Source organism: uncultured Aquimarina sp. (assembly GCF_947496855.1).
Classification (GTDB): Bacteria; Bacteroidota; Bacteroidia; order Flavobacteriales; family Flavobacteriaceae; genus Aquimarina.
Genome location: NZ_CANMED010000002.1, coordinates 609,809 through 635,489, shown reverse-complemented (window position 1 = coordinate 635,489; position 25,681 = coordinate 609,809). Strand labels below are relative to the sequence as shown.

The window sequence follows — 25,681 nt, the reverse complement described above, 5'->3', positions numbered from 1 at the left end:
AAAGGTATTAATTAAGGTAAAAGTTAATTTTATTGCATCACCGTGTATGTATCACGTGCTTGTTTTAACGTAAATTTTGGGTTTTTAGCGTCTAATGGGTTTTCAAAGAAATCAGATACGTTTCTAAACTGTGTTGTGAACATATTGTATTTAAGAAGTCTTTGTGCTTCATTTATTGGTTCTAAGGGCACTAATATATTAGTATCATGTACATTGAAAATACTATTTTCTAAAGAAAAAGATGTTTCTAAATTAGTATAAGAAGTATAGGATCTATCGAATTTTGCTACATTGGCAAAACCAGATATTCTGGAGTCCGTGACATGTAGCTTAGCTAAATTTTTAGAAGAAATTGCAGCTCCTGTATGTTGATAATTACTACTGTCTGATAAATTGATTAAGGTAGCATCTTTTATGTCCACATTAGATAGTTCTAGAGATGTCATACCTAATTTTTTATCATAACCATCTATTTCTATTGCATAAGAACCGCTAATGTCGGAAATATAGGGATGTCTAATCGCTATGATATTATATAGCTCACCTTGATAGCCTAAAGTAAAATCATAGTCATCATCTTTAGCTTTATATGAAATCAGATTGTTCATGTTTACAGTACCACCAAAAAATTCAAAAGAATCATCAGCAGAATGACTAATCATGATATTGTTAAGAATTGATTTTTTTCCTAAAGCGTATAGGGACAGTCCATTTAATTCTTTTGATTGATTGATTTTCTTTCCTGCATACTCAATTCGCACATAGGTCATAATTGCAGTCATCTCATCTGCATCATCACCACCATAGAGAGAGTACTGTGGGAGAAAATCACCTTCAATAACACCAGCTTTGGATGGAGAATTAATGATTCCTGACCCTGCTATTATAATCCCACCCCAATCACCGCTTTTTCTTGCTTTTGGCGACTTATTAGAGGTGAATATAATAGGCTGTTCTTTTAAACCTCTGGCTATTAGTTTAGCTCCTTTACTGATTACAAGGCTTGTTTGGGTTTTGGTATTACAGCGAATAATCGTTCCCTCTTGTATAGACAGTGTGGCGCCATTAGTTACATATACACTTCCAGATAGAAAATATACCGAATCATTTGTTAAGTGTGTATCTTGATCAATTATAGTAGGAATGTCTTCATCTGATTGCGGATATGCCTCATGATTCGGGTCGAAATTAGCCCATCCATTGATCCATTTCATGGAATCATCGATAATTGTATTTTGGGATAATAGTATCGATGGAAAAAACATCAGTATTGTTAGGGATAAAATAGTTGATTTCATAACTGTTTTAAGGGGGTTTTATTTTTTGGGAATAAAATTATAACTATAAGTGTCCTGCCTATTGCGTCTAACTTTATTAAATAGTTAATCCAATTTTAATAAATTTATTGTGTTGAGGTTGCTATTTCTTTGATGAAATAATTGCAAAAAACATTGAATGTTGTTTGTGAAGTTTTAATGTTTTGATTTTAAATGGTTAATATTCGTTTTCGAATCCAATTAAAATCCAATACTTTTTTCGAGTTTTCCCAGCACTAATGTAATAAGAAATCAGGTTAAAAAAAACTTATTACTAGCAGAACTTTGCTGTGATCATAATTTTTAGATAGATTTTAGAAATCTATCTAAAAATTATAAAATAACAAAAAATCACTAATCCATAATATGTAACTAGGTTTAGTTCTTGGTTTTGGTAGTGTCTTTTTTCTTTTTCTTACCAAGAAAGCCTCCAAAAATATCTTTAGCAGCGTCTTTTAATTTGTCTTCAGGCTTATCAGTAGTTGTTTTAGTTGAGTCTTTATCTTTTTTAGAACCTCCTAATAAATCTGTAAGTACTTTGGTTCCCTCATTCACTATCTTTCCGGTTGCTTTTTCTTTTTGTTTGCTTATGATTTGTTGCGTTAGTTGTTTAACAGCTTGCCCGGTATTAAGATTTATTTTTGGGTTAGAAAAGTTGCCTGATATACCGATGGGCAGTGCAACTTTCATTTCATTCGCCTCTTGATTATTAAGTTGTGAAATTAGTCCACCTACTTCGTCGCCCAAATATTTTGCTGGTACATCTAATGAAACATTGTAATCCATATTCATATCAAAACTATGACTACCTCCAGCAGTTATTTTGATTCCTTCTATATCAAATTCAAAAGGTTTTACATTAATTTTGCCATCATCAAAACTTAGTGATGTTTTAATATCTTTTAAATTCAGTTTATCAAGGTTTAAAAACTCTAGTTTTCCATCTAGTTTAGATAACAACGGTGTCTGAGATGTACTTACTTTAGCGTTTAGTATTTCTGCAAGAGCATTACCTTTTAGAGAATTTAGAACAGGTGTTAAATCATTAGTAAGATTACCATTTAACTTAATTTGTGTTGTTAACGCACCTGTTAAGGCTTTGGCAATAGGAGCTAGTCCTTGTAGTAACTCTAGACTAGAAAATGATTTAGCAATATCAATCTTGCTCAAATCTAAATTCATTCCAAAATTTGGAGTTCCTGATTTTGTAGACACCTTACCATTAAATGCCAGCCCTCCATCAAATAGATTAGATGTCACATTTTGTAAATAGGCAGTCTCATCATTTATTTTTACACTTCCTTTTGTGTTCTTTAGTTCTAAATTGTCATAAATCACTTTTTTTGCATCAAAATTCAATGTTGCATCAATAAAAGATGGAATTTGAAGGGCATCCTCTTTGCCTTTATCATTCGTCTGTTCTTCGGTTGTTTCGTCTCCACTCGCCATAAAATCATTTACAGCAAAAACTTGAGAACTAACATCAAAATTTCCTTTTAAATCTTGTTTAGAAAATAAAAACCCCATTAAGTTATTTATTGTTCCTTGAGCAGTAAGATCTGATTTTCCAGTGGTAACTTCCATTTTATCTAATGTGATAGTTTCTGGTTTAAAACTCACATTGGCTTTTTCAATTTTTATTTCACTAGGTAATTCTGGAGATGCATAGGTGAATTTATCCAAGCTAATCATACCAGCACTTTTTACATTTTGATATTGTTCTTTTTCTAAAGATTGCATATCAAATTTTGTATTGACATTTGCTTTAAGTATTCCATTAAGTTGTTGTTCTAATTCTAAAGGATATGCTTTGTCTAAATTAGCAAGGTTCAATGTTCCATTAACCGCCATATCTACAACCATGTTTGTTGTAATATTGCGCAAACTACCTTTAGCCGCAAAAGTATCTTGATCAATTTTAAAGGTAAGGTTTCCAATATCTATATACATGTCATCAGCTAAACCAGTATCGTTTTTGATTTGCGTGTCTATGTTAATATTCTGAACACTTTTTGGTAAATCAGGATATTTAAAAGAAGCATTGTGTGATGCAATTTTAATATCCATTTTTGGGATATATACGTCATCGACTTTTCCCTTAATAATTCCATTTACGGAGAAATCTCCAGTGGTTTGAACACCGTCTAGATTTTTTGCATATACTTCAGGAATAACGGCTAAGAAATTTTTAAAATCAGATGAGGGAGTTTTAAAACTAAGATTTATATCTGTGTATTTTTCAAAAAGCTGCACAAATCCTTCAAATTCCAGAGGGAGTTGATTTACAAAAGCCTTATTTTCTTTGAATTCGTATCGCTGGTTTTCGAGATCTAGTTCCAATTCAGCTTCAAGTTTCAGTGCATTTTTGTTAAGGTATTTGGTGTTGTCCAAGCTAAAAGAAACTTCAGAACTCGATTGTGTGTCTAGTATGATGTTTTCTCCAGATAAAGACCCATCACCGCTATGATTTACATTGGTCATAAGTAAAGCGATCTTACTTATGTCATTCTGGTATAAAAGTTTACTATTATTTATTTCATAATGATCTAGCTCAAAGGTGAAAGAACCACCTTTCTCTTCAGTAACTACTTCTGTTTCTTTGGGTTTTTTCGCAATGTCAAAATTAGAATTTTCTAATGAGTCTGTCTTGATCCCAATATTGGCTTCGTCAATTATAAATTTCTGAATACTAATAGGTTCCTCAGCACCTTTGAATAATTCGCCTATAGACATGTCTAGAGATATTTTTTTGGCATAAGCCAATGTATCACCTTCAAAAGGAGCGAAATTAATTATTGAAAGCTCGTCAATAATAACAGAAGCCTTTGGAAAGCTCCTAATCAAACTAATATCTACATCAGCAAAATCAACTTTAGCATTTACATGCTCATTTGCCAAATACCGTATTTTGTCTTTTATCGTTCCTCCAAATAAGAGAGGTACTGAAATGATTACTATAATTAACAGAACAACAAGAATTCCGAAGATTTTAAGGGCTTTTTTGATCATTTTGATGCTTTTATGTGAAGTAACGGTTTACAAAGGTACGATGTTGCGATTCTAGAGTTAACTATTTGTTAGATTTTTTTAATATTCAAGATTTAATTCACCTCCTTGTTTTAGTTTAAATCTTTTTCTTAATACATACACAGCTAAATAAAGAAAGGGGGTATCAAAAGCAGCAACCAATACTTTGAATAAAAACCCATTAAGTAATAGGATACCAAAACGATCCCAATCAATAACTTCAGTAACACATAATAACAGTAATACAGTAAATGTGTCTATAAACTGAGAAGCAAAAGTAGAAAAGTTATTTCTGATCCATAGGTGCTTTCCTTTGGTTACTCTTTTCCAAAAATGGAAAATTTGGATATCAATATATTGTGCAAAAAGATACGCCATCATGGAGGCAAAAACAGCAACCGCGGTTGCACCAAAAACTTTGGTAAATGTTTCATCATTGATAGGTGACCAGACAGTGGCAGGAACTTCTTTAGAAACATAAACTATTAATAAAGAGAAAAATGATGCAAAAATACCAGCAGTAACAATTTGATTGGCTTTTCTTTTTCCATAAATTTCACTGATAATATCTGTGATTAAAAAAGTAATAGGATATGGTAAAATTCCTACTGAAATTTCGAAAGTATATACTCCGAAAAAATCCCAGTAAAAAAATTTCTGAAAAATAAGATTAGATGCTACTAATGAGGAAATAAATAGAGCTCCAAGTATCAGATAAATCCTGTATGCTGTTATTTTGTCTTTAAGATTCAGTGGAGTTTTATTCAAAATATATTTAGTTGATAATACTTCACAGAAAAATAAGGTGAAGTGGTTTTGTTTTCCTTAATTTGTCTTTAAAAATACGGAGTTCTGATCAGAAAATAAATTTCCATCTTTGAAAACATCAAATTGCATACATATTTCGTTAGGAAGTAATATAGGAAATCGTCTCAATTATCTTCAGGAAGCTTTACAAGCAATTTATGAAACTATTGGTGATGTAGTTGTGATTTCTAGTGTTTATCAAACACCGGCTTGGGGGTTTAGTAGTGATGATTTTTATAACGCTTGTATTCTAGTGAAGACTTTTTATTCTACTTCAGAAGTGTTGGATATGCTTTTGGAAATCGAAAATTCTTTAGGAAGAGATAGAAAAGATGGTGAAGGATATGAAGCAAGAACTATCGATCTAGATGTTGTTTTTTCTTCTGAAGGAATCATTCAAACCGAAAAGCTAACCGTACCCCATCCGTCTATGCAAGATCGGAAGTTTGTTTTAGAACCGCTTGCGGAAATAGCTAGAGAAGAGGAGCATCCGATATTACATCAAACTGTAGATCAGTTATTGGAAAAAACTACGGACATATCAGTGGTAACCAAACTAAATAAAGTTATTCTAAACCCTAAACAGAAATATTCCTTATCTACTTTTCAATATCTTACTATTGAAGGTAATATTGGAGCGGGTAAAACAAGTTTAGCGCATTTGATAGCAGAAGAGTTTAATGCTAAGTTGGTGTTAGAACGTTTTGCGGACAATCCTTTTTTGCCTAAGTTTTATGAAGATATGGAACGATATGCTTTTCCGTTAGAAATGTCGTTTTTAGCGGATCGTTATCAGCGATTACAGGATGATATCGGTCAATTAGATCTGTTCAAGGATTTTGTAGTTAGTGACTACGATGTGTTTAAATCATTGATTTTTGCCCAAGTAACATTACAGGAAGATGAATATAAGCTTTACAAAAAGGTTTTTGATATTATGTACAGAGATTTACCGAAACCAGGATTGTATGTTTATTTATATCAAAATACAGAGCGCTTACTAGAAAATATAAGAAAACGAGGACGTGATTATGAACAAAAAATTCCTGCAGAATACCTAAATAAAATTAATAAAGGATATCTACAGTTTATAAAAGCACAATCAGATTTTAATGTAAAAGTCATTGATATATCCGACAAAGACTTTATTGTAAATCGAAATGATTATACTTGGATTTTAAACCAATTGATAAAGTAAACTACTCTTTTTGTAATTCACTGGCTACTTTTTGAACTTCATCTAAAACCCGAAGTAAATTACCACTCCAAAGTTTTTCTATCTGAGTTTCTGTGTATCCGCGTTTTACCAATTCTAAGGTTACGTTAAAAGTTTCTGAAGCATCACTCCAACCTTCGATTCCACCGCCGCCATCAAAATCAGAGCTAATACCCACATGTTCAATACCAATTTTATCAACCATATAATCGATATGATTTACAAAATCTACCACATCAACAGCAGGAGGTAAGTCGTTCATTTTTTTAACCTTTGCTCGTCTTACTGCAGCCATTTTTCCTAAAAAGTCGTAGTAGGTTTCTTTTTCTTCAGAACTAAGATCCATTACTTCCTCTCGCTCTAGCCAAGTAACTCCCATAGAATCTGCAATTTGTTTTCCAATTTCTACTTCTCTAACAACTCTCTTTTCGAATTTTTCTGTGTTTAGATATGAAGTAAAAGCAACTGTTTGTACAACACCTCCATTTTCTTTTAACCATTGTAATTGTTCGTCATCTAGATTTCTACTATGATCACATAATGCTCTTGCAGAAGAGTGAGAAGCAATAATAGGTGCTTTAGAAAGCGCAATCATCTGGCGCATTGATTCCTTAGATGGGTGCGATACATCAATCATAATACCCCATTTATTCATTTCAGAAACAACTTCTTTTCCAAGATCACTTAATCCATTGTGTAACCATACATCATCAGCTTCGCCAGTGTTAGAATCACAGAGTTGACTATGTCCATTGTGCGATAATGACATATATCTTCCTCCTAGATCATAAAACTTTTTTACATTATTGATGTCAGTTCCCACTGGATAGCCGTTTTCAATACCAATCATAGCTACCTTTTTGCCAGATTTATGAATTCTACGAACGTCTTCAGAAGTTAATGCTAATTCTATTTGATTTGGTGCAATAGTATCTACTAGTCTGTGAATTGCATCAAATTTGGACAAAGCAATCTTATGCGCTTTATCAAACCCTTCTGTGTTCAGTGAATCTTGTCCTGTATATACGATAAACCAGGCAACATTTAATCCGCCTTTGTTCATTTTAGGTAAGGTAATCTGAGAGTTTAAATCTTGTGTGTAATTTATGGAATCTGTAAAGTTTTTGATATTAATGTCACAATGAGTATCTAGCGTAATAACGTTTTTATGTATTTCTTTCGCCTTTGCAATCAATTGATCCTCTGTCATAGCTTTTTCTTTTATAGGAGTTTCTTTTTTTTGATTACAACCTATTAAAGTTAAACAAATGACTAGTGTTATAGAGATGTATTTCATTTTGAAAACAGTGATTGAGTTAGTTAGCCTTAAACTTACAAAACAAAATCTGAATACCCTATTCCTGATACTCTGTTTATAGTTCTATGGTTGTTGAGATTTGTTTTTCAAACTGTAAACCGTCTGTAGTTTCAATGGATAAAGTAAATGTATATTCTTGATTTTCAAATTGCGATTTATCTAAAAATTCATTTAAAAAATTAACTGATACAATATCGTATAAGAAATTAATATTATGTGCTATTTCTGTTATTTCAGCTAAATTAGAATTGGCGGTGATCGTGTTACCGTTGTATATAAAGTCTTTGTCTAGACTTACAATTAGGGTTTCTTCATTTAACCGGTTTAAAAAGGTGTCATTATCACAGGATGTAGCATAGGCAGAAGTGATAAGATTAAAATTAATATTAGCCGCCGTAGAGTTGCTTGGGCTAAATATTGCATCTAGAACAAACTCATCAGTTATTATAGTTGCAGAACCTTGAGGGGATTGGCTGTTTAGTTCAAAGAGAGTTAAGCTTTCAAAACTTCGTATTTGAAAAATTTGCTCTGGGCAACAACTATAGCTTATTACTGATAGTAAAATAAAAGACATATATAGCTTGATAAACGTTTTAAAATTCTTTTTCATAATATTCCCTTTTTATTAAAAGAGTAAAGATCAGGAGAAAGGTTGCGTTGATTATGTTTATCAAGTTTAAATAAGTGTATGAAAAATGTTTCACGATTTGATTTTAGAAAACAAATCCCAGATTACAACACCTGCACTGACAGAAATATTTAAAGAGTGTTTGCTTCCGTATTGGGGTATTTCGATTACAGTGTTACTAGCAGAAACTACTTCTTGCTGAACACCTTTTACTTCATTTCCAAAAATTACAGCATAAGTTTGGTCAGATTTAGGATTGAAATTATTTAGCATAATAGCATTTTCAGCTTGTTCAATAGATAAAATTTTTATGTTTTTTGATTGAAGTATATTAACCAGATCTAATGTGTTTTGGCAATATTCCCAATCTACCGTGTCCGTTGCTCCAAGTGCCGTTTTCTGAATGTCCTTATGCGGCGGAGTCGCAGTAATACCGCAGAGATATATTTTTTTGACTAAAAAAGCGTCTGCAGTTCTAAATACGGATCCGATATTATTAAGACTTCTGATATTATCTAGAATAATGATCAAAGGAGTCTTTTTTGCTTCTTTAAATTCAGTAACCGTTTTACGATCAAGCTCACTGTTTTTTAGTTTTCTGTTCATTTCCATTACCGCAAAAATATCATTTATTGTCATTCTGACGAAGGTCAGAATCCAAAATTAGTTGATAAAATGGATCCCAGCATACGCTGGGATGACATTTTACTTAGTACTAACCATTAACTTCTGTCAACTAACAACTCTAATAAAAAATTGTGAATAAAAATGAATAACTCCTATTAGCTACGTTTCAAAAAAAAATGGAGAATACTTACTTTAGCCACATCACAAAAATCATATCCTTTTGGCAGCAAAAAAAGAAAAAAAAGTAACTCCATTAATGAAACAATATAATGCGATTAAGGCTAAGTACCCTGATGCATTATTATTGTTTAGAGTAGGGGATTTTTATGAGACTTTTGGCGAAGACGCCATTAAAGCAGCGGCGATTCTTAATATTGTTCAGACCAAAAGAGGAAATGGAAGTGAAAATGAAACTGCTTTGGCAGGATTTCCGCATCATTCTTTAAATACCTATTTGCCTAAACTGGTGAAGGCAGGAGAACGAGTTGCGATTTGTGATCAGTTAGAAGATCCGAAACAGACTAAAACTATCGTAAAAAGAGGAGTCACAGAATTAGTAACTCCTGGAGTTGCTCTTAATGATGAGGTGCTACAGAGCAAGACTAATAATTTTTTATGTGCCTTGCATTATGGTAAAAAAGAATTAGGTGTTGCATTTTTGGATGTTTCTACAGGAGAATTCTTAACAGCACAAGGAAATGTGGCACAGGTAGATAAATTATTGCGTAATTTCAGTCCTAGTGAAGTTTTAATTCCTAAACCAAAGAAGCAAGCTTTTCAGAATGATTTTGGCAATGATTTTCATACTTTTTTCTTGGAAGATTGGGTGTTTAAAACAGATTATGCGGATGAGACATTAAATGAGCATTTTGGAACTACTTCTCTAAAAGGATTCGGGGTTGATCATTTACAAGAAGGTGTTATTGCTGCAGGAGTAATTCTTCATTATTTAGGAGAGACACAGCATCATAAATTAAAGCATATAACAACAGTACAGCGGATTGCAGAAGATGAATATATATGGATGGATCGTTTTACCATTCGTAACCTTGAATTATATAACCCAAATGCGGCGAATGCAGTAACACTTATAGATGTAATTGATAAGACGACTTCTCCTATGGGAGGTCGTACTCTAAAACGTTGGTTGGCACTGCCATTAAAAAATATAGCAAGCATCCAAAAACGTCATGAAGTAGTACAATATTTTTTAGATAATAATGTGTTGCTTCAGAAGATCCAACATCAAATCAAGCAAATCGGAGACATAGAACGTTTGATTTCTAAAGTAGCTACGGGAAAAGTAAATCCGAGAGAAATTATACAACTAAAAAATTCTCTAGAAGCTATAGTTCCTATAAAGGCGCAAGCAGCAAATAGTGATAATGAAGCTTTAAAAGTAATTGGAGATACGCTTCACGATTGTGAATTATTACGTAATAAAATTAAAGAAACGATTAAAGAAGAGGCTCCAGTAAACATCCTAAAAGGAAATACCATTGCGGATGGATATCTTGATGAGTTAGATGAGTTACGTTCCATAGCTTTTTCAGGAAAAGATTATTTGGATAAAATGCTGCAACGGGAAACAGAAGCTACTGGCATTACTTCATTAAAAATAGCTTCTAATAATGTTTTTGGATATTATATTGAGGTAAGAAATACGCACAAGGACAAAGTTCCAGAAACTTGGACACGCAAGCAAACGTTGGTTAACGCAGAAAGATATATAACAGAAGAATTAAAAGAGTACGAAGCCAAAATCTTAGGTGCAGAAGAAAAAATTCTGTTATTAGAACAACAATTATTTAGTGATTTAATTGTTTGGACGCATGAATATATAAAGCCAGTACAGTTAAACGCTAGTCTAATAGGACAATTAGATTGCTTATGTTCTTACGCTCAGTTGGCAAATGAAAATAAATATACACGTCCTATTATTGATGATTCTCATCATCTAGAAATTAAAAATGGACGCCACCCAGTTATAGAGAGACAATTGCCTCCTGGAGAATCATATATAGCTAATGATGTTTCTTTAAATAGAGAAGATCAACAAATGATCATGATTACAGGTCCTAATATGAGTGGTAAATCTGCAATACTAAGACAAACAGCTTTGATTGTTTTATTAGCACAAATGGGAAGCTTTGTTCCTGCGGATGAAGCTAAGATCGGAGCAGTGGATAAGATATTTACCAGAGTAGGAGCGAGTGATAATATTTCTATGGGAGAATCTACTTTTATGGTAGAGATGAATGAAACGGCAAATATCTTGAACAATATATCAGACAGGAGTTTGGTGTTACTTGATGAGATTGGTAGAGGTACAAGTACTTATGACGGTATTTCTATTGCTTGGGCAATTAGTGAATTTCTACATGAGCATCCGGCAAGGCCCAAAACATTGTTTGCGACTCATTATCATGAGCTTAATGAAATGTGTGAAACATTTGATCGAATTAAAAACTATAACGTAGCGGTAAAAGAGTTAAAAGACAATGTACTTTTTTTACGTAAACTAGTTCCTGGAGGGAGTGAGCATAGTTTTGGTATTCATGTGGCAAAGATGGCCGGAATGCCTCAACAAGTGTTGTATAGAGCCAATAAGATGCTTAAGAAATTAGAGAAGTCTCATAGCAGTGAGGAGTTGACAGATAAAATAAAGGGATTTCAGGAAGAAGATGAATTGCAATTAAGCTTCTTTAATTTAGACGATCCATTATTGGAAGAAATAAAGGAAGAAATTGTGAATATTGACATAGATACGCTTACACCGGTGGAAGCTTTGATGAAATTAAATGAGATTAAACGTATGTTAACCAGGAAGAAAGCTTCTACAGTATAAAGTTTTTTATACTTTTTCGAGAAAAGACTTTGGTATTATAAGAAATGTTTTAAATTTGCATCCGCAATAACACATTGCCAAGTTCTTAAAATAACTGCGAAAGTAGCTCAGGGGTAGAGCATCACCTTGCCAAGGTGGGGGTCGCGAGTTCAAATCTCGTCTTTCGCTCTGAGAAAATATACCACGCTCGGGTGGTGGAATTGGTAGACACGTTGGACTTAAAATCCAATGTCCATTAGGACGTACGGGTTCAAGTCCCGTCCCGAGTACTTAAAGCCTTCTTAATCTTTTGATTTTGAAGGCTTTTTTGTTTTTAGATCTTTCTTATCTTTAAATGATAAAAACTTCATTACCAGTTCCTTGTTGCTATTAGTTCTTCAATATGAGCATCAAAACCATAAGCTTTTGAAATGAATTCAAAATTTGTACCTAGACACTCTCTGGCTCCAGTTTCAATTTCACTATTGTTTTCAAAGAATTCATCCTCCATGTCATTTATCTTATTGGTAGCACTATGAGTAAGTTTATAAAGCTCAGGAAGATTCTTGGGCTTTTTGTTTTCGATTGTTAAACATAGCTCTAATAAAATACCCTTGCACTTATCTACTAAAAACTTAGGAAAATAAGAATCTCTATACATACAATCCAAAAACTGAAAATCCTTTATTTTCTGATTAGATAATTCGGTTTGATTATTCATTTTATTAGCTGTGTTTTTCGATTTCCCAGAGTTACAGGAGGTAAAGGTTAAAATAAAAAATAAGTAGCAAACTGTTCTCATCATTCAAGGGATTAATCTGTTAGCTTTCATTTGATTCTTTTCCAAAGTGATCCTTGTTCTTTTTCTTTAGTATTAATGGTTTCTGAGATCTGTAGAACTTTCCCAGTGTCGTGACTACAGAAAAATAATTTTTCAGACAAAATACCATTTCCACTATAAATTTACTCATAAGAAAAATTGGATAAGAACTGGAATAATATATTCATCAAACTTTCCAATTATATACTTAATTATCAATAATAAAGGGGTGTTTCTCTTTTTTTTTTAGGGGTTTTTGTCGATTTAGAAAAGGTGTTTTCACTACTAAAAATAACTCGTTTAAGTTCTAACTTTGATAATTCAATTGATAGGTTTTCTAAGAATAATATAATGAAAATTTAACTTTTCGAAATAGCTTATTAATCTCTTTTCACATTAAACTATAAATTACTTATCATGACTACTCAAAAGACATATAAAAAAAATCATACTACAAAGTATGCGAAATTTTCATTACAAACAATTTTTGTATGCATCTTAAGTTTCTTGACTATAACAGCTTTTTCTCAAATTGCAGGAGGCACAGTAGTTCCAGAAGGAGAGTTAGAGGCCGTAGGGAGATTAGGTGGATGCACAGCAACATTAATAGGCCCAAAAACAGTATTAACGGCTGCGCATTGTGTTTGTAGTGGTGAGACCGCACCTACTGGTTGTAAATCGAGAGAGACATTTACTTTAGTTAATGTTCGCCCGGTTGATGATCCTTCTACTACTATCGATGAATCCTTAACTAGACGTGATATCTCTATACCTGGCACAGTGCGTGTTCATCCTAAATATACATTAGCGAAGATAAATGGAGTGTTTGTTAATAATCATTGGCTTAGTAATGATTATGCAATCTTAGATCTTGACCAAACCGTCTCTAGTTTGGTACTTGATGTACGCCCTTTTGCTGTAGAGACACCTTCAAAACGTCCAAAATTGAAAGATCAGATTACTCTAGTGGGTTTTGGTGGTATTGGAAACCCCTGCAATTCTCCTTTTACAGATAAGCGAAAAATCAATCTGCCACTGCACGAAATTTCTAAAGAAAATATAACCTTACGAATTGGAAAGCCTGGTGCGGGATCTTGTCCTGGAGATTCAGGAGGACCAGCACTAAATATCTCCAGAAATATTGTTGGTGTATCCTCGAGCTCTCCAGGAAACTATGACCCAACCGACCTTGCTTACAACTTTATACATGGATTCCAAAACCTTGATGGAGACCTTTCCTCGGCCCCTGCAGTCGCTCATACTGGTTTAGGTAGATTGGAAGTATTCGTTAGAGGAAAGAATCATAAACTAGTGCAAAGATCTTGGAATGGTACCAGCTGGAGTGGATGGAAAAATCTGGGTGGTGATCTTACCTCTGCACCCACAGTTGTTCATACAGGTTTAGGTAGATTGGAAGTGTTTGTTAGAGGAAAGAATCATAAACTAGTACAAAGATCTTGGAATGGTGTAAGTTGGAGTGGGTGGAAAAATTTGGGGGGTGATCTGGCCTCTGCACCCACAGTGGTTCATACAGGTTTAGGTAGACTAGAAGTGTTCATTCAAGGTAAACATAATGATGATCTAGTACAAAGATCTTGGAATGGTACAAGTTGGAGCGGTTGGAAAAATCTTGGAGGTGATTTATCTGCTGCTCCTACTGCTGTTCATGTCGGTTCGGGAGAATTGGAGGTTTTCGTTAGAGGAAAGAATCATAAACTAGTACAAAGATCTTGGAATGGTGCAAGTTGGAGTGGGTGGAAAAATCTTGGTGGAGATTTAGCTGCTGCCCCATCTGTTGTTCATACAGGTGAGAAACATTTGGAAATATTTATCCGAGGTAAACATAATGATGAATTAGTACAAAAATCATGGAATGGTTCTAATTGGAGTGGTTGGAAAAACCTGCGTGGTAATATCGGCTCGTCTACTGGTTCTGTTTGTATTAGTAATTCTAATTTAGTTACAGGTCGTATAGAAGTCTTCGTTCGTGATAAAAACAATGATTTATTACAACGTTCAATTCCTTATTGATAAAGTGATCATTTTTTCGAACTAGTAAGTATTTTGCTGGTATTTTTAATAGGTGGTTTGGTTTATTCTATAATTTCGTAATCAATACTTAGCTTTCGTAAAGCTCTTAAAGCAGAACCAGAGTTTTTATCCCCTATCTCAATATCTACAGCGTCTCCTTCTAATAGTATGTCTGTAATTTCATTCGCCAAGGATTCATTCATGTTTGATGAAATCTCTAAAATACATTTGACTATAGCTCTTTTATCTGGTCTCTGAGCATCACAAGACAATAAGTTTAATTTCATAATAATAGTTTATTCGTGCAATATACTAGAGTTGAGATAAGTCTGTGTTATATTTAGAACATTATTCTTTTGACAGCAAAAATGAATTATCGGTTTATTGAACCTTAGTTTTAAGGTAGTTTACAATATCAATAAATCTCTTTTCATAAGAATTTTTTCATAAAATTACTCTTATAAGCTCGGCCTAATGGAATTGGTTTTTGATTCATTAAATAAATTTGATTACCAGAGACTCTCTCAATTTTCGAAGTGTTAATAATGTACGATTTGTGCACTCTCATAAATTTTTTAGAAGGCAAAAGTTCCTCCCAGTAACGAAGCCTTTCAGATGATACGTGTTTTTTATTTTGTAAATGAAGTTCTGTATAATCAGCATCGGATACGATGTGGGTAATATCATCAATAAGAATACGTACTAAGTCGTATCCTACTTTTGTGTACACTTCATTCTTTTCTGTTGTCGCTACACTCGGAATTAAATTTTGCTGTTTTGTCTCGACCTTCGAAATAGCTTTAATAAATCGCTGAAATGAAAATGGTTTCAATAAATAATCCACCACATCAAATTCATAACTTTCTAAAGCATAATTAGAGAAAGCAGTTGTAAGAATAACCTGAGGTGGATTAGATAACGTTTTTAAAAAGTCAATGCCGGATATCTTAGGTAAATGAATATCTAAAAAAATAACATCTACTTTGGTCAATTTCATCATTTTCATAGCTTCCAGAGCATCGGTAAAAGTTCCTATGAGTGCTAGCGAACCGGTATCTTCAATGTATTTTTTTAAAATACGCTGTGCTGGTAGTTGATCCTCTATGATGATACATTTCATTGTTCCTGAGACTTTTTTAGATCGATGGTTAATTGAACCTCATATGTTTCTTCATTAGCCTTAATCTCTAATGTATGTGCCTTTGGATATATAATAGCAAGCCGTTTTTTTACATTTTCTAAACCAATTCCGCTATCTAAATTATTTGTGTTGGTCTGCGTTTTATAAGTATTCGAACATTTAAAATAGAGCAACCCGCCCTCAGTAACCTTGATATCTACAAAAATAATTATTCCTCCCGTTTGGCTAGAGCTCCCATGTTTTAAAGCGTTCTCAAGAAAAGCAATCAAAATAAGTGGAGCTATCCGAAAATTTAATTGCTCAATACTTTTCGAGAAAGTAATTGTACCGCGTCCTTCTATTTGCAAACGCCCCAGGTTGATAAAGTTTTCTAATTGTTCCACTTCTTTTGAAAGTGAAACATATTTAGCCTTACACTCATAAAGCATATATCGTAGCACACCCGATAACTCTAGGATGATTTCTGGTGTTCGTGGGGATTTTTCGATAGCATATGAGTACAAATTGTTCATATTATTGAACAAGAAATGAGGATTAATTTGCGACTTCAGAAATTGAAGTTCGCTTTCTCTTACAGAGTCTTTTAATTCTTTGACCTCTTTTTGTTTGATAAGGGCATCCCAGCCAAATTTGAATCCTGCCAGGACGGATAAAGTTGGCAAAGTGCTCATAAGATTATATGCAACACCTAAAAACCTGGTACCGCGAGTATCCGGAAAATAGATTTTTTCTAATATAACTTCTTCCACAAAAATTACCCATACCACCACTAATGCGACATATAAGGTGAATTTTAAGTAAGCTCCGGGATATAGAAATTTAGGCAGGAGTATATAATTCACTATAAGTCCCGCAATTACAAAATTCAAGAAGAACACATATTGATAAGGTTTTATCTCGGGATTACGACGGTCAAATGAATAGAAAGTAAATACCACGATATGCAATATCACTTGAAACCAAACTTCTTTATTTAAGAATATTTTTTTCACAATATCGAAAATTGTACAACAAATATAGTTTTTGCTTCTCCAACTATAAGATTTAAAACGTAATCCTCTTAATAATTGCTATAAACGGCAGATCTATCGAGGTCAATGACAATAATGTCGTTTGTCGGATTACAACGGTTGTTTACCCAAATGGATTTTTATTAATCTTTTCTTCTTCTTTTCTTTGAACAATCAAATTATAATTAGCACATAATGAACATACGGTTTCTTTTAATACTATTATTATTTACAGTTGATACCTGGGCTCAAAATGAAGAAATATTGGTTTCGGGATCGCTGGTTGAAGCCGAAACTGGTCAATCTATTCCGTATGCTACGGTTGTCTTAAATGACACAAATTCTAAAGCTACAATTTCTGGAGCTATAACCAATGACAATGGTTTATTTGAGATAAAAACGACAAAAAATGATTTTTATGTTGAAATAAGTTTCATAGGATTTAAAACGATTCAGCTTCGAGATTTAAAAATAAAAGAGAATAAAGTTGACTTAGGAATAATTAAACTTTATCAAGACAGCCAAACATTAGACGAAGTTGTGGTTAGAGGAGAAGTGTCTAAAACAGAGTTTAAATTGGATAAACGTGTTTTTAATGTTGGAAAAGATCTAAGTACAGCAGGAGCTAGTGCATTAGAGGTGCTCAACAATGTACCATCAGTTAATGTTAATATAGAAGGAGAGATAAGTTTAAGAGGAGCCGGAGGAGTGCAAATCCTGATTAATGGAAAACCTTCTGTATTAGCGGATGAATCTAGCAATGCATTGGGAACTATTACAGCAGATATGATTCAAAGTATCGAGATAATCACCAACCCTTCTGCTAAATATGAGGCCTCAGGTACTTCTGGGATTTTAAATATCATTTTAAAAAAAGAAGAGAAAAAAGGTTGGAATGGTTCTATCTCACTTAATACGGGTATACCCGACAATCATAGTATAGGACTTAGCCTTAATCGTAGAACTGAAAAATTCAATCTTTTTACTCAAATGGGTGCAGGTTACCGTTCACTACCTAGAGATAATGAGGCGATTAATCGAAACCTAACAAATAATGAAGTAATTTTTAGCGAAGGAGAGAACTTTAGGAATGAGACTTTTTTTAACATTACGTTAGGTACGGACTACCATTTGAATAAATACAACGTTTTTACTCTATCAGGAAATGTTGCCTACGAAATTGAAGATCAGCCTTCTGAAACTAATTTTAGCTTTTTTGATGCTAGTAATACTTTGGTATCTAGATGGGTGCGGGATGAAGTTACTGAAGCCACCAATCCTAAATGGCAGTATGAGTTTAATTGGAAAAAACAGTTTAAGAATAATGAAGATCATACATTTCAATTAAGTGCTTTGGGTAGTTTCTTTGGAAAAGATCAGTCTTCTTTATTTACAGATACTTCACTTGAAGGAGAAAATGTAGATAGTAACCAACGCACTGCTACTAATTTTCAACAAGCCGATTTTACCTTTAAAGCGGATTATACCAATCCATTGACTAAAGGGTATACTATTGAGACTGGAGTGCAGTATGTCATAAATGATGTGGGGAATGATTTTAAGGTTGAAGATTTAATTGGTGAAGAATATGTAGTAAACGAAAATCTAACGAATGACTTTGAATGGGATCAAAAGGTATTAGGCGTTTACGGTACTGTAGCTTATGAAAATGACACCTGGGGAATTAAAGGAGGTTTACGAGTAGAAAACACGGATTTAGAAACTCTATTAGCAAATACCAATGAAGGTAACTCACGAAATTTTACTAATTTTTTTCCTAGTTTTCACACCTCTTATACGTTTAGTGAGAAGTTTTCGCTTCAAGCTGGTTATTCAAAACGAATTTTTAGACCTCGTCTATGGGATTTGAATCCTTTTTTCAATATTCGAAACAATTTCAATATCCGAACAGGGAACCCAGAATTACAACCTGAGTTCACCAATTCTTATGAGTTAACTAGCATTTATAAAATTGGAAAAGCTAGTATGAGCTCTAGCTTTTATAATCGCTATACCACAGATGTGGTAGAACGTGTATCGACTTTTGTAGATAATGTGAATTTTACTACTCCAGAAAATATTGGTACAAATTCGTCTATAGGTTTTGAAACCAATGGAAAATATAGTCCAGCAAAATGGTTAACTTTTACGGGGGATTTTAATTTTAATTATTTTGACCGAAAGGGAACTTTCGAAGGCCAGATTTTTGACTTTACGGGGAATCAATGGTCCACTCGATTAGGTTCAAAAATTGGTTTGCCTGCCGGGATAGATTTAGAAATTAACGGAAATTATCGTTCTGGATTTGAAACGGTCCAAGGGGAGCAAAGTGGTTTTGCATTTCTCGATATTGGTATGCGTAAAAAAATATTAAAGGGAAAAATAGTGGCAAATCTTGGTATCCGTGATGTTTTTGCTTCTAGAATTCAAGAACGTTTTGTGAATCAACCCACTTTTGAAACCTACAACTTTGGGCAACGTGGACGCTTTTTTACCTTTGGACTAAGTTATGCTTTTGGCAAAGGGGAAGCAATGACTTATTCGGGGAGAAGACGTTAGGAAACTACAAGGAAAATTTCAATATACGCAATTGTCTGTATATATTTTAATTTGATTTTTTGTTAAAAATGGTATGCTTACCAATGTTCGGTTCCCATTTCTCCCTTAAAAGGTCCTACTAAGTCTGGAGTGATCCATCCTGCATAAAATTTACTGGCTTGCGCTTTAACCCGTTCTTGATCTATATAACATTCAAGATGCTGAGGATAGAATGCTATATGATCTTTTAATGATGAAAATTCTGAAAAAGGTTTCGGATACGACCACGCTATCGGTTGGTTGATCAAGGTCTTCAAAGTCCAATAGCTTGCATTACCTTTCCATTCACACATGGAGGTTTTGTCGAGTATTCTTACGAGTGTGTCCATGTCAATATCATACTGAGGTATATAATATGTTGGCGGACTGGCAGTTTCTAAAACAGCTAAAGAATTGCGAGAATCTGCTATCTTTTTACCTTGATAATTCACTACTATGTGTTTGTTGATTTTTTCGATAATTGGAGGACGTGGAAAATCCCAAACAGATCGCTGACCCTTTTTTGGTACTATTGCAAATGGCGGTCTTTCGTTACCCTTATGGCTCCAGTGTTCACGAGCCTTCTCTAACCAATTTGTGGTCGTTCTTTTTTTGTCCTTTCGTTTCATGGATTTAGCCTATATATTTATTGGTTTTTAGAGTAAATTAAATATCCTACAAATAAAAGTAGAATCAGAATTACAACTAGTATTGATAATCTTTTATTGCTATTAACTATCCCTGCAATTATAATAAAGTTAGTTTTCACGTAGTTCTTCCTACCTGTAGACGGTTTAACATATAAATACTCATATACTTCATAAGACAAATTCTATTTTTTGATCAACAAATTATATGCATTAAATAACGAATACTAGCTTTTAACGAATAATGCGCAAAGTAGATGGTACATTCGGACATAACTAAACTCGATTTAAAAGCAAACTTAATTATGAAAAGAGATCTATAATTGTCAAAAAAAAACTCTTCAATCTCTTGCTAATCAATATCATAAATATATACTAATTTGTTTAGGATAGTTACACTACAACAATTATTTTTTCACTAACAAATCAAACTCAATTATCAATCTTTTAACTCATTATAATGAAAAAAACATTAATTACCATCATGTTATTAACCTGTTATTGTGCTATTGCGCAATATAACGCTTCCGCTCCTTGGATGGTAGCACTAGAAAATGAGAAAAAAATATCTGGAACGGATGAGAAAGTAACTTTTGATGAGATCACTACTGCATTTGACAACTATTGGAAAAATCGTGATCACACTAAAAAAGGAAGTGGATACAAACCATTTATGAGATGGAGAGAATATTGGAAAAATGCCGTATTACCAGACGGAACATTACCTTCGCCTGCGTATTTATTCGCTACTACTGACACAAAAAACAAAATGGCGCTTGCTAAAAATGGTAAAGCAGCACCAAGTTGGACACCTATGGGCCCTTTTGATCATAATCAAGCATCTTCATGGTCTCCTGGTCAAGGAAGAATAAATGTTGGGATCATAGACCCAAACAATGAAAATATTATGTACGCTGGAGCTCCAGCCGGAGGAATTTGGAAATCCACTAATAAAGGAGTTGATTGGTCTCCTTTATCAGATAACTTACCTCAAATAGGAGTTTCCGGTATTGCGATAGATCCTAAAAATTCTAATATAATTTACATAGCAACGGGAGATGATGATGCAAGCGATAGTTACAGTATTGGAGTCCTTAAATCAACTAATGGAGGAGCCTCATGGTCTCAAACTGGTCTAAGTTTTTCGAATACACAAACCACGGCAAACGATATCTATATAGATCCTAATGATTCAAATGTGTTATGGGTTGCTACTAGTGCAGGTGTGTATAAAACTACTAATGCAGGTGCTAATTGGACTCGAACGCTGCAAGGAAACATTAAAGATATAAAACTGAAGCCAGGCAATACAAATGTAATATACGCGGCAACGGCATCATCTTTTTATAAATCTACAAATGCAGGTAACAGTTTCTTAAAAATTCAAAGTGGATTACCTTCAAGTTCAGGGAGATTAGTAATCGATGTTACACCAGCAAATCCAAACTATGTATATGTACTAAGTGCACGTCCAAGAGCATCTAGCTATTCTTTTCAAGGATTATATCGTTCAACGAATAGTGGTGACAGCTTTAATAAAACAGCGGAAACTACAAATATTTTTGAAAGTTCTCAAGCTTGGTACGATCTTGCACTTGCCGTTTCTGATAAAAATGCTAATACTGTCTTTGTCGGTTGTCTGAATGTATGGAAATCTACAGATGGCGGAGGTAATTTTTCTAAAATTAATAATTGGTCTTCCCCAAGACAAGCGACATACACTCATGCTGATATACATTTCTTAAGATATTATGATGGAAAGCTTATTTGCGGAAGTGATGGAGGAATCTATATTTCAGAAAATAACGGTCAGAGCTTTAAAGATCTTACCAAAGGACTACAAATTGGGCAATTCTATAGAATTTCTGTAGCAGAAAATAGCAGTGCTGATCACATTGTCGGCGGTTTACAAGATAACGGTGGTTATGCCCTTAATGGAAATGAGTGGAATAACTATTATGGTGCTGATGGTATGGATTGTGCTGTAAGTGGAAATAATGACAATACATATTACGGTTTTATTCAAAATGGTAGTGGCTTGTATGTGACACGAAATAGAGGTGCTAGTCAAAGTCAGATAGCCAATGGTCCAGAGACCGGAAATTGGATTACACCATTGGTATCCGATAAAAATGGTGTTTTATACGCCGGATATTCTAGTTTTTATAAACTCAACGGAAATTCTTTTGAAAAGTTAACTAACTTTAATTTTGGAGGAAAAATTGATCATATAGAGTTAGATCCGATAAATGAGAATATTATGTACGTTGGGCTTAAAAAAAATCTATTCAAAAGTACTAACAAGGGCGTTAACTGGACAAGAATAGAAACTTTTCAAACTAATATCTCTTCTATAGAAGTTCATAATGATGATAACCAAATAGTGTACATTTCAACAAGTGGTTCTAGTAATGGAGGAGTGTTTAGATCCACAAATCAAGGAAGTAATTTTACAAATATTAGTGGTAATCTTCCTAACGAAGGTAAATTTATCGTACGACACCAAAAAGGTACGGCGTCTATATATTTAGGTACTTACCTTGGGGTATATCATAAAAATGGTAATAATGATTGGGAGGATTATTCGCAAAATTTACCAAATGTTGCTGTTCGCGATTTAGAAGTTAACCTTAAAGACCAAGTACTTCTTGCAGCAACTTATGGTCGTGGTGTTTGGAAAGTTCCTCTTGTTAATGCAACAAACTCGGGAGACACAGAAGCTCCTTCTATTCCAACAAATGTAGTAGCTTCTTCTATTACAGACACAAAACTAGTTTTATCCTGGAATGCTTCTACAGATAATGTGGCAGTTACTGGATATGATATTTATTCAGGAAATACAAATCTTAGATCGGTTACAGGAACAACAGCAGCAATTAATAATCTAACAGCAAACACAACCTATGAATTTAGAATAAAAGCTAAAGACGAAGCAGGAAATGAATCTGCATTTAGTGCTACTACAAGTGCCACTACCAATGGAGGTGTATGTACATCAAGCATTGTTTCATTTCCTTATAACGAAGGGTTTGAAAATACACTTGGTGCGTGGTCACAATCTACGGTAGATGATATCAATTGGTCTTTAGATGCTAACGGAACACCATCTAACGGAACCGGACCTGCAAGCGCGACACAAGGGTCTTATTATATGTATGTTGAAGCCTCTGGTAATGGAACTGGATATCCTAATAAAAGAGCGATTCTGACCTCTCCTTGTTTCGATTTAACAGCAACAACTCAAGCTAGCTTTACATTTAGCTACCATATGAATGGTGCTGCAAATATGGGAAGTATCGCTGTAGAGGTAAGCACAGATCAAGGCGTTAACTGGACTAGTATCTGGAGTCAAACCGGTAACCAAGGTAATTCTTGGAAAAATGTGATCATCGACCTTAGTTCATATACTGGTGGCGGAATACAATTGCGATTTAACAGAGTAACAGGAGCTACTTGGCAAGCAGATATTGCAATAGATAAAGTAGCGGTCCTAAATACAATTGTTTCTGCAGATCGATGTGATGGTGTTTCGCAATACAGTACATCAATTTCATATCAAGCAGGTGATGGAGTAGTATATCAGGGTAATCTATGGGAAAAAACAGCAACAAGTTGGACATACCTTGGGGCTTGTGGAACTTCTCTAGTGTCAACTAATTCTGACGTAACAGGAAAAAAACCTCCTACATTAGCAGCTAACAAATTAAGAATATATCCTAATCCTATAAAAGATGCTATTCTTAATATTGTTACAAAAAATCTTGGTACAAAACCATATACAATTTATACAATGTTAGGTCAAATTGTAGATCGAGGAACTTTTGCTACTACTATTAATGTTCAAGCTCTAGAAGCCGGAGTTTACTTCGTTAAAGTAGGAGATCAAAACGTTAAATTTGTAAAAGAATAAAATAAAAGCAAATAACATATCCCTAAACCCTCTTGAAATTGACTTTTCTGGAGGGTTTAGTTTTTTCTTATAATAAAAAATAAAGCAATTAAAATGCTGTTTGATTTGTTTTTAAAAAAAAACGTACGAATAAGAGGTCCCCATAGCCGGGGTGACAGGATTAAACACGTTGATTTTGAAAAAAGGTTATTACGCAAAAAAGAAGTCTAAAAAGTATATTTCTCTGTCAAACTGAGCTTCCTCCAAAGGCGAACCGGTGTCGAAGTTTTTAACATCTTAATATTCAAAATGTCTTCGACAGACTCAGGCTGACAATCAAGTTTAATCAGAATTTAGTTTCTATAACTCCAGTATGAATTTCTTTCCTAAAAATAATTGTGAATAATGCATTCCAAGAATAACTATATAATAGAAAAACAAAAACATTAGTTAACCCCCTTCATATTATAGAAAAAATCAATTCAAAAGTAACATCTAAGACTGTGTCAAATAATTGCTTAATCATCATTATTGTAATGATCAAAAATGATATCAAAAGGAATAAAAGGAAGATTTTTTTAGATCATCTGTTCATTTAGTTTTGACTTGTTCATTACAAGAATTATAAAATACTAGTATTAGTAAACAATATATAGTTTGTCTTTTAAAGAGATATTTAATCATCATTTATTTGAACTTTTTGTATTTACTAAATATTTAGAGTAAAATGTGTTTTAATTCTTTTTTTCACCTTGCTGTACATAATTTATTAATTCTCTCCACTGTTATGAAACCTTCTCAGTACTTAGAAACTCATTTTGATATGAAACTTTGGATTTTGTTTTGTTCCAAAATCGTACAGGTATAGTGGCTGTTGTGCCAAGGTCTATTGACTTCTTATTTTCCAGTTCAATCTCCATCCTAGTTTTAAAGACCTTCGAACCTTTTTTGTAATCAGTGATTTTCTAACCTTAAGACACGAGTGGATTACAATAAGAATCATCGTTTTCCTGGACATCTGGGACACTTTCGCAAGACTGAGCTACACAGCAATTAAAACTAGATTGTATAAAACCAAAATCCATCCTGAAAGGCAATGTTGATTCACTACCCGGATCGTTACACTCGGCAAAAAAAGTCTGATAAGTACGATCTACACAATCCTCATCTGCAAATAATAATCTGTGCTCTCTTAAAATCTCACCAAGCGATCTGACATAATCTCCATAACAATCCCAACTTTCTATCTGTTCAAGATCCTCCAAAAAACACTCAGCAGGAGGACGTTGTTGAAGCAATAATTTACCATTAAAATTACCAGAGTTGTTCGTTATATTAAGACCATTTAAATAATAAAGCTCTAGGCTACCCCAAGGATAACTACTAAGCTTATATTTTTCTTCTAATTGAAAACGATGTTCATTAGCATTATTTGCATAGTCTACCATGTTATCAAAATTTTCAAAACCTAGGGTATTTGCTAACTCTTGTTTTAGAATATCTCCCTCTAATTCGCTAAAATTATTATATTGCCTCATAATTTCTTCTGAACGCTGAGGGTTTATCCTAGATAAGTCTATAGGAGTTTGTAAGATTGAAAGATATTCTATAAAAAGAGGGTCTTCGGAAAGATTTTCAAGAGGTTCTATCATTATTTCTTCTTCATCTTGAACAGAATCATCACTACCGCAATTGGTGATTAAAAAAGAAATTAAAAATAGTATTGTGATTTGTGTGATGGAATTTTTCATATAATACGTTTTAAATATTTTTCAAAAATAAAGATTAGGGGTTTAAAAT

At 33.5% G+C, this 25,681-nt stretch carries 17 protein-coding genes and 2 tRNA genes; 7 read left to right on the top strand and 12 right to left on the bottom strand.

Going from position 1 to position 25,681, the window contains the following annotated elements; all coding sequences use genetic code 11:
• Window positions 1–29: 29 nt before the first annotated feature.
• From Q0921_RS08720 to Q0921_RS08710, 3 genes are all read right to left on the bottom strand, one after another.
• Window positions 30–1,298 carry a hypothetical protein gene (locus tag Q0921_RS08720; RefSeq protein WP_299255930.1) on the bottom strand — a complete coding sequence of 423 codons (1,269 nt, stop codon included), beginning with the start codon at window positions 1,296–1,298 and terminating at the stop codon, window positions 30–32.
• Window positions 1,299–1,694: 396 nt separating this feature from the next.
• Entirely contained in the window at window positions 1,695–4,325 is a 2,631-nt protein-coding gene (locus tag Q0921_RS08715) for an AsmA family protein (RefSeq protein WP_299255929.1), read from the bottom strand.
• Between the two features lie 78 nt (window positions 4,326–4,403).
• Complete coding sequence (locus Q0921_RS08710; protein WP_299256138.1) at window positions 4,404–5,096, bottom strand: queuosine precursor transporter; 693 nt, start codon at window positions 5,094–5,096, stop codon at window positions 4,404–4,406.
• Between the two features lie 124 nt (window positions 5,097–5,220).
• Between Q0921_RS08710 and folK the strand changes: the two genes are divergently transcribed.
• Window positions 5,221–6,348, top strand: a complete 1,128-nt coding sequence (gene folK / locus Q0921_RS08705) for a 2-amino-4-hydroxy-6-hydroxymethyldihydropteridine diphosphokinase (RefSeq protein WP_299255928.1) — start codon at window positions 5,221–5,223, stop codon at window positions 6,346–6,348.
• A gap of 1 nt (window position 6,349) precedes the next feature.
• On the opposite strand, the gene Q0921_RS08700 is transcribed toward folK, so the two are convergent.
• The 3 genes from Q0921_RS08700 to Q0921_RS08690 form a co-directional block, all read right to left on the bottom strand.
• A complete protein-coding gene (locus tag Q0921_RS08700) occupies window positions 6,350–7,663 on the bottom strand; it encodes a dipeptidase (protein WP_299255927.1) in 1,314 nt (437 codons plus the stop codon).
• A 76-nt stretch (window positions 7,664–7,739) separates the two neighbouring features.
• The gene (locus tag Q0921_RS08695; protein WP_299255926.1) at window positions 7,740–8,294 is read right to left on the bottom strand and encodes a hypothetical protein; all 555 of its coding nucleotides are present in this window, start codon (window positions 8,292–8,294) and stop codon (window positions 7,740–7,742) included.
• Window positions 8,295–8,384: 90 nt separating this feature from the next.
• Window positions 8,385–8,924, bottom strand: coding sequence for an RNA methyltransferase (locus Q0921_RS08690; protein ID WP_299256137.1), 540 nt, complete (start codon window positions 8,922–8,924; stop codon window positions 8,385–8,387).
• Between the two features lie 271 nt (window positions 8,925–9,195).
• Between Q0921_RS08690 and mutS the strand changes: the two genes are divergently transcribed.
• The 3 genes from mutS to Q0921_RS08675 all read left to right on the top strand — a co-directional run bounded on the left by mutS (window position 9,196) and on the right by Q0921_RS08675 (window position 12,056).
• On the top strand, window positions 9,196–11,787 hold the full coding sequence (mutS, locus tag Q0921_RS08685) for a DNA mismatch repair protein MutS (protein WP_299256135.1): 2,592 nt from the start codon (window positions 9,196–9,198) through the stop codon (window positions 11,785–11,787).
• Window positions 11,788–11,883: 96 nt separating this feature from the next.
• A tRNA-Gly gene (locus Q0921_RS08680) sits at window positions 11,884–11,955 on the top strand.
• 17 nt (window positions 11,956–11,972) lie between these two features.
• A tRNA-Leu gene (locus Q0921_RS08675) sits at window positions 11,973–12,056 on the top strand.
• A gap of 80 nt (window positions 12,057–12,136) precedes the next feature.
• Here Q0921_RS08675 and Q0921_RS08670 read toward each other — a convergent pair.
• Window positions 12,137–12,487 (bottom strand): DUF5713 family protein, encoded by a 351-nt coding sequence (locus Q0921_RS08670; RefSeq protein ID WP_299255925.1) that lies wholly within the window; start codon window positions 12,485–12,487, stop codon window positions 12,137–12,139.
• 516 nt (window positions 12,488–13,003) lie between these two features.
• Between Q0921_RS08670 and Q0921_RS08665 the strand changes: the two genes are divergently transcribed.
• Window positions 13,004–14,617, top strand: a complete 1,614-nt coding sequence (locus tag Q0921_RS08665; RefSeq protein WP_299255924.1) for a trypsin-like serine protease — start codon at window positions 13,004–13,006, stop codon at window positions 14,615–14,617.
• Window positions 14,618–14,679: 62 nt separating this feature from the next.
• Here Q0921_RS08665 and Q0921_RS08660 read toward each other — a convergent pair whose 3' ends face one another.
• From Q0921_RS08660 to Q0921_RS08650, 3 genes are all read right to left on the bottom strand, one after another.
• Complete coding sequence (locus Q0921_RS08660; RefSeq protein WP_299255923.1) at window positions 14,680–14,904, bottom strand: hypothetical protein; 225 nt, start codon at window positions 14,902–14,904, stop codon at window positions 14,680–14,682.
• 143 nt (window positions 14,905–15,047) lie between these two features.
• Window positions 15,048–15,737: a LytTR family DNA-binding domain-containing protein gene (locus Q0921_RS08655; protein ID WP_299255922.1), complete on the bottom strand. Its 690-nt coding sequence runs from the start codon at window positions 15,735–15,737 to the stop codon at window positions 15,048–15,050.
• Window positions 15,734–16,750, bottom strand: coding sequence for a sensor histidine kinase (locus tag Q0921_RS08650; RefSeq protein ID WP_299255921.1), 1,017 nt, complete (start codon window positions 16,748–16,750; stop codon window positions 15,734–15,736). Before Q0921_RS08650 ends, Q0921_RS08655 begins: the two co-directional genes overlap by 4 nt.
• Window positions 16,751–16,963: 213 nt before the next feature.
• Here Q0921_RS08650 and Q0921_RS08645 point away from each other — a divergent pair, with 213 nt between their 5' ends.
• Window positions 16,964–19,327 carry a TonB-dependent receptor gene (locus tag Q0921_RS08645; RefSeq protein ID WP_299255920.1) on the top strand — a complete coding sequence of 788 codons (2,364 nt, stop codon included), beginning with the start codon at window positions 16,964–16,966 and terminating at the stop codon, window positions 19,325–19,327.
• Window positions 19,328–19,404: 77 nt separating this feature from the next.
• Here Q0921_RS08645 and Q0921_RS08640 read toward each other — a convergent pair whose 3' ends face one another.
• A complete protein-coding gene (locus tag Q0921_RS08640; protein ID WP_299255919.1) occupies window positions 19,405–19,974 on the bottom strand; it encodes a DUF427 domain-containing protein in 570 nt (189 codons plus the stop codon).
• A 478-nt stretch (window positions 19,975–20,452) separates the two neighbouring features.
• Between Q0921_RS08640 and Q0921_RS08635 the strand changes: the two genes are divergently transcribed.
• Window positions 20,453–23,902: a T9SS type A sorting domain-containing protein gene (locus Q0921_RS08635; RefSeq protein ID WP_299255918.1), complete on the top strand. Its 3,450-nt coding sequence runs from the start codon at window positions 20,453–20,455 to the stop codon at window positions 23,900–23,902.
• Window positions 23,903–24,852: 950 nt separating this feature from the next.
• Here Q0921_RS08635 and Q0921_RS08630 read toward each other — a convergent pair.
• Window positions 24,853–25,632: a hypothetical protein gene (locus Q0921_RS08630; RefSeq protein WP_299255917.1), complete on the bottom strand. Its 780-nt coding sequence runs from the start codon at window positions 25,630–25,632 to the stop codon at window positions 24,853–24,855.
• Window positions 25,633–25,681 lie beyond the last annotated feature (49 nt).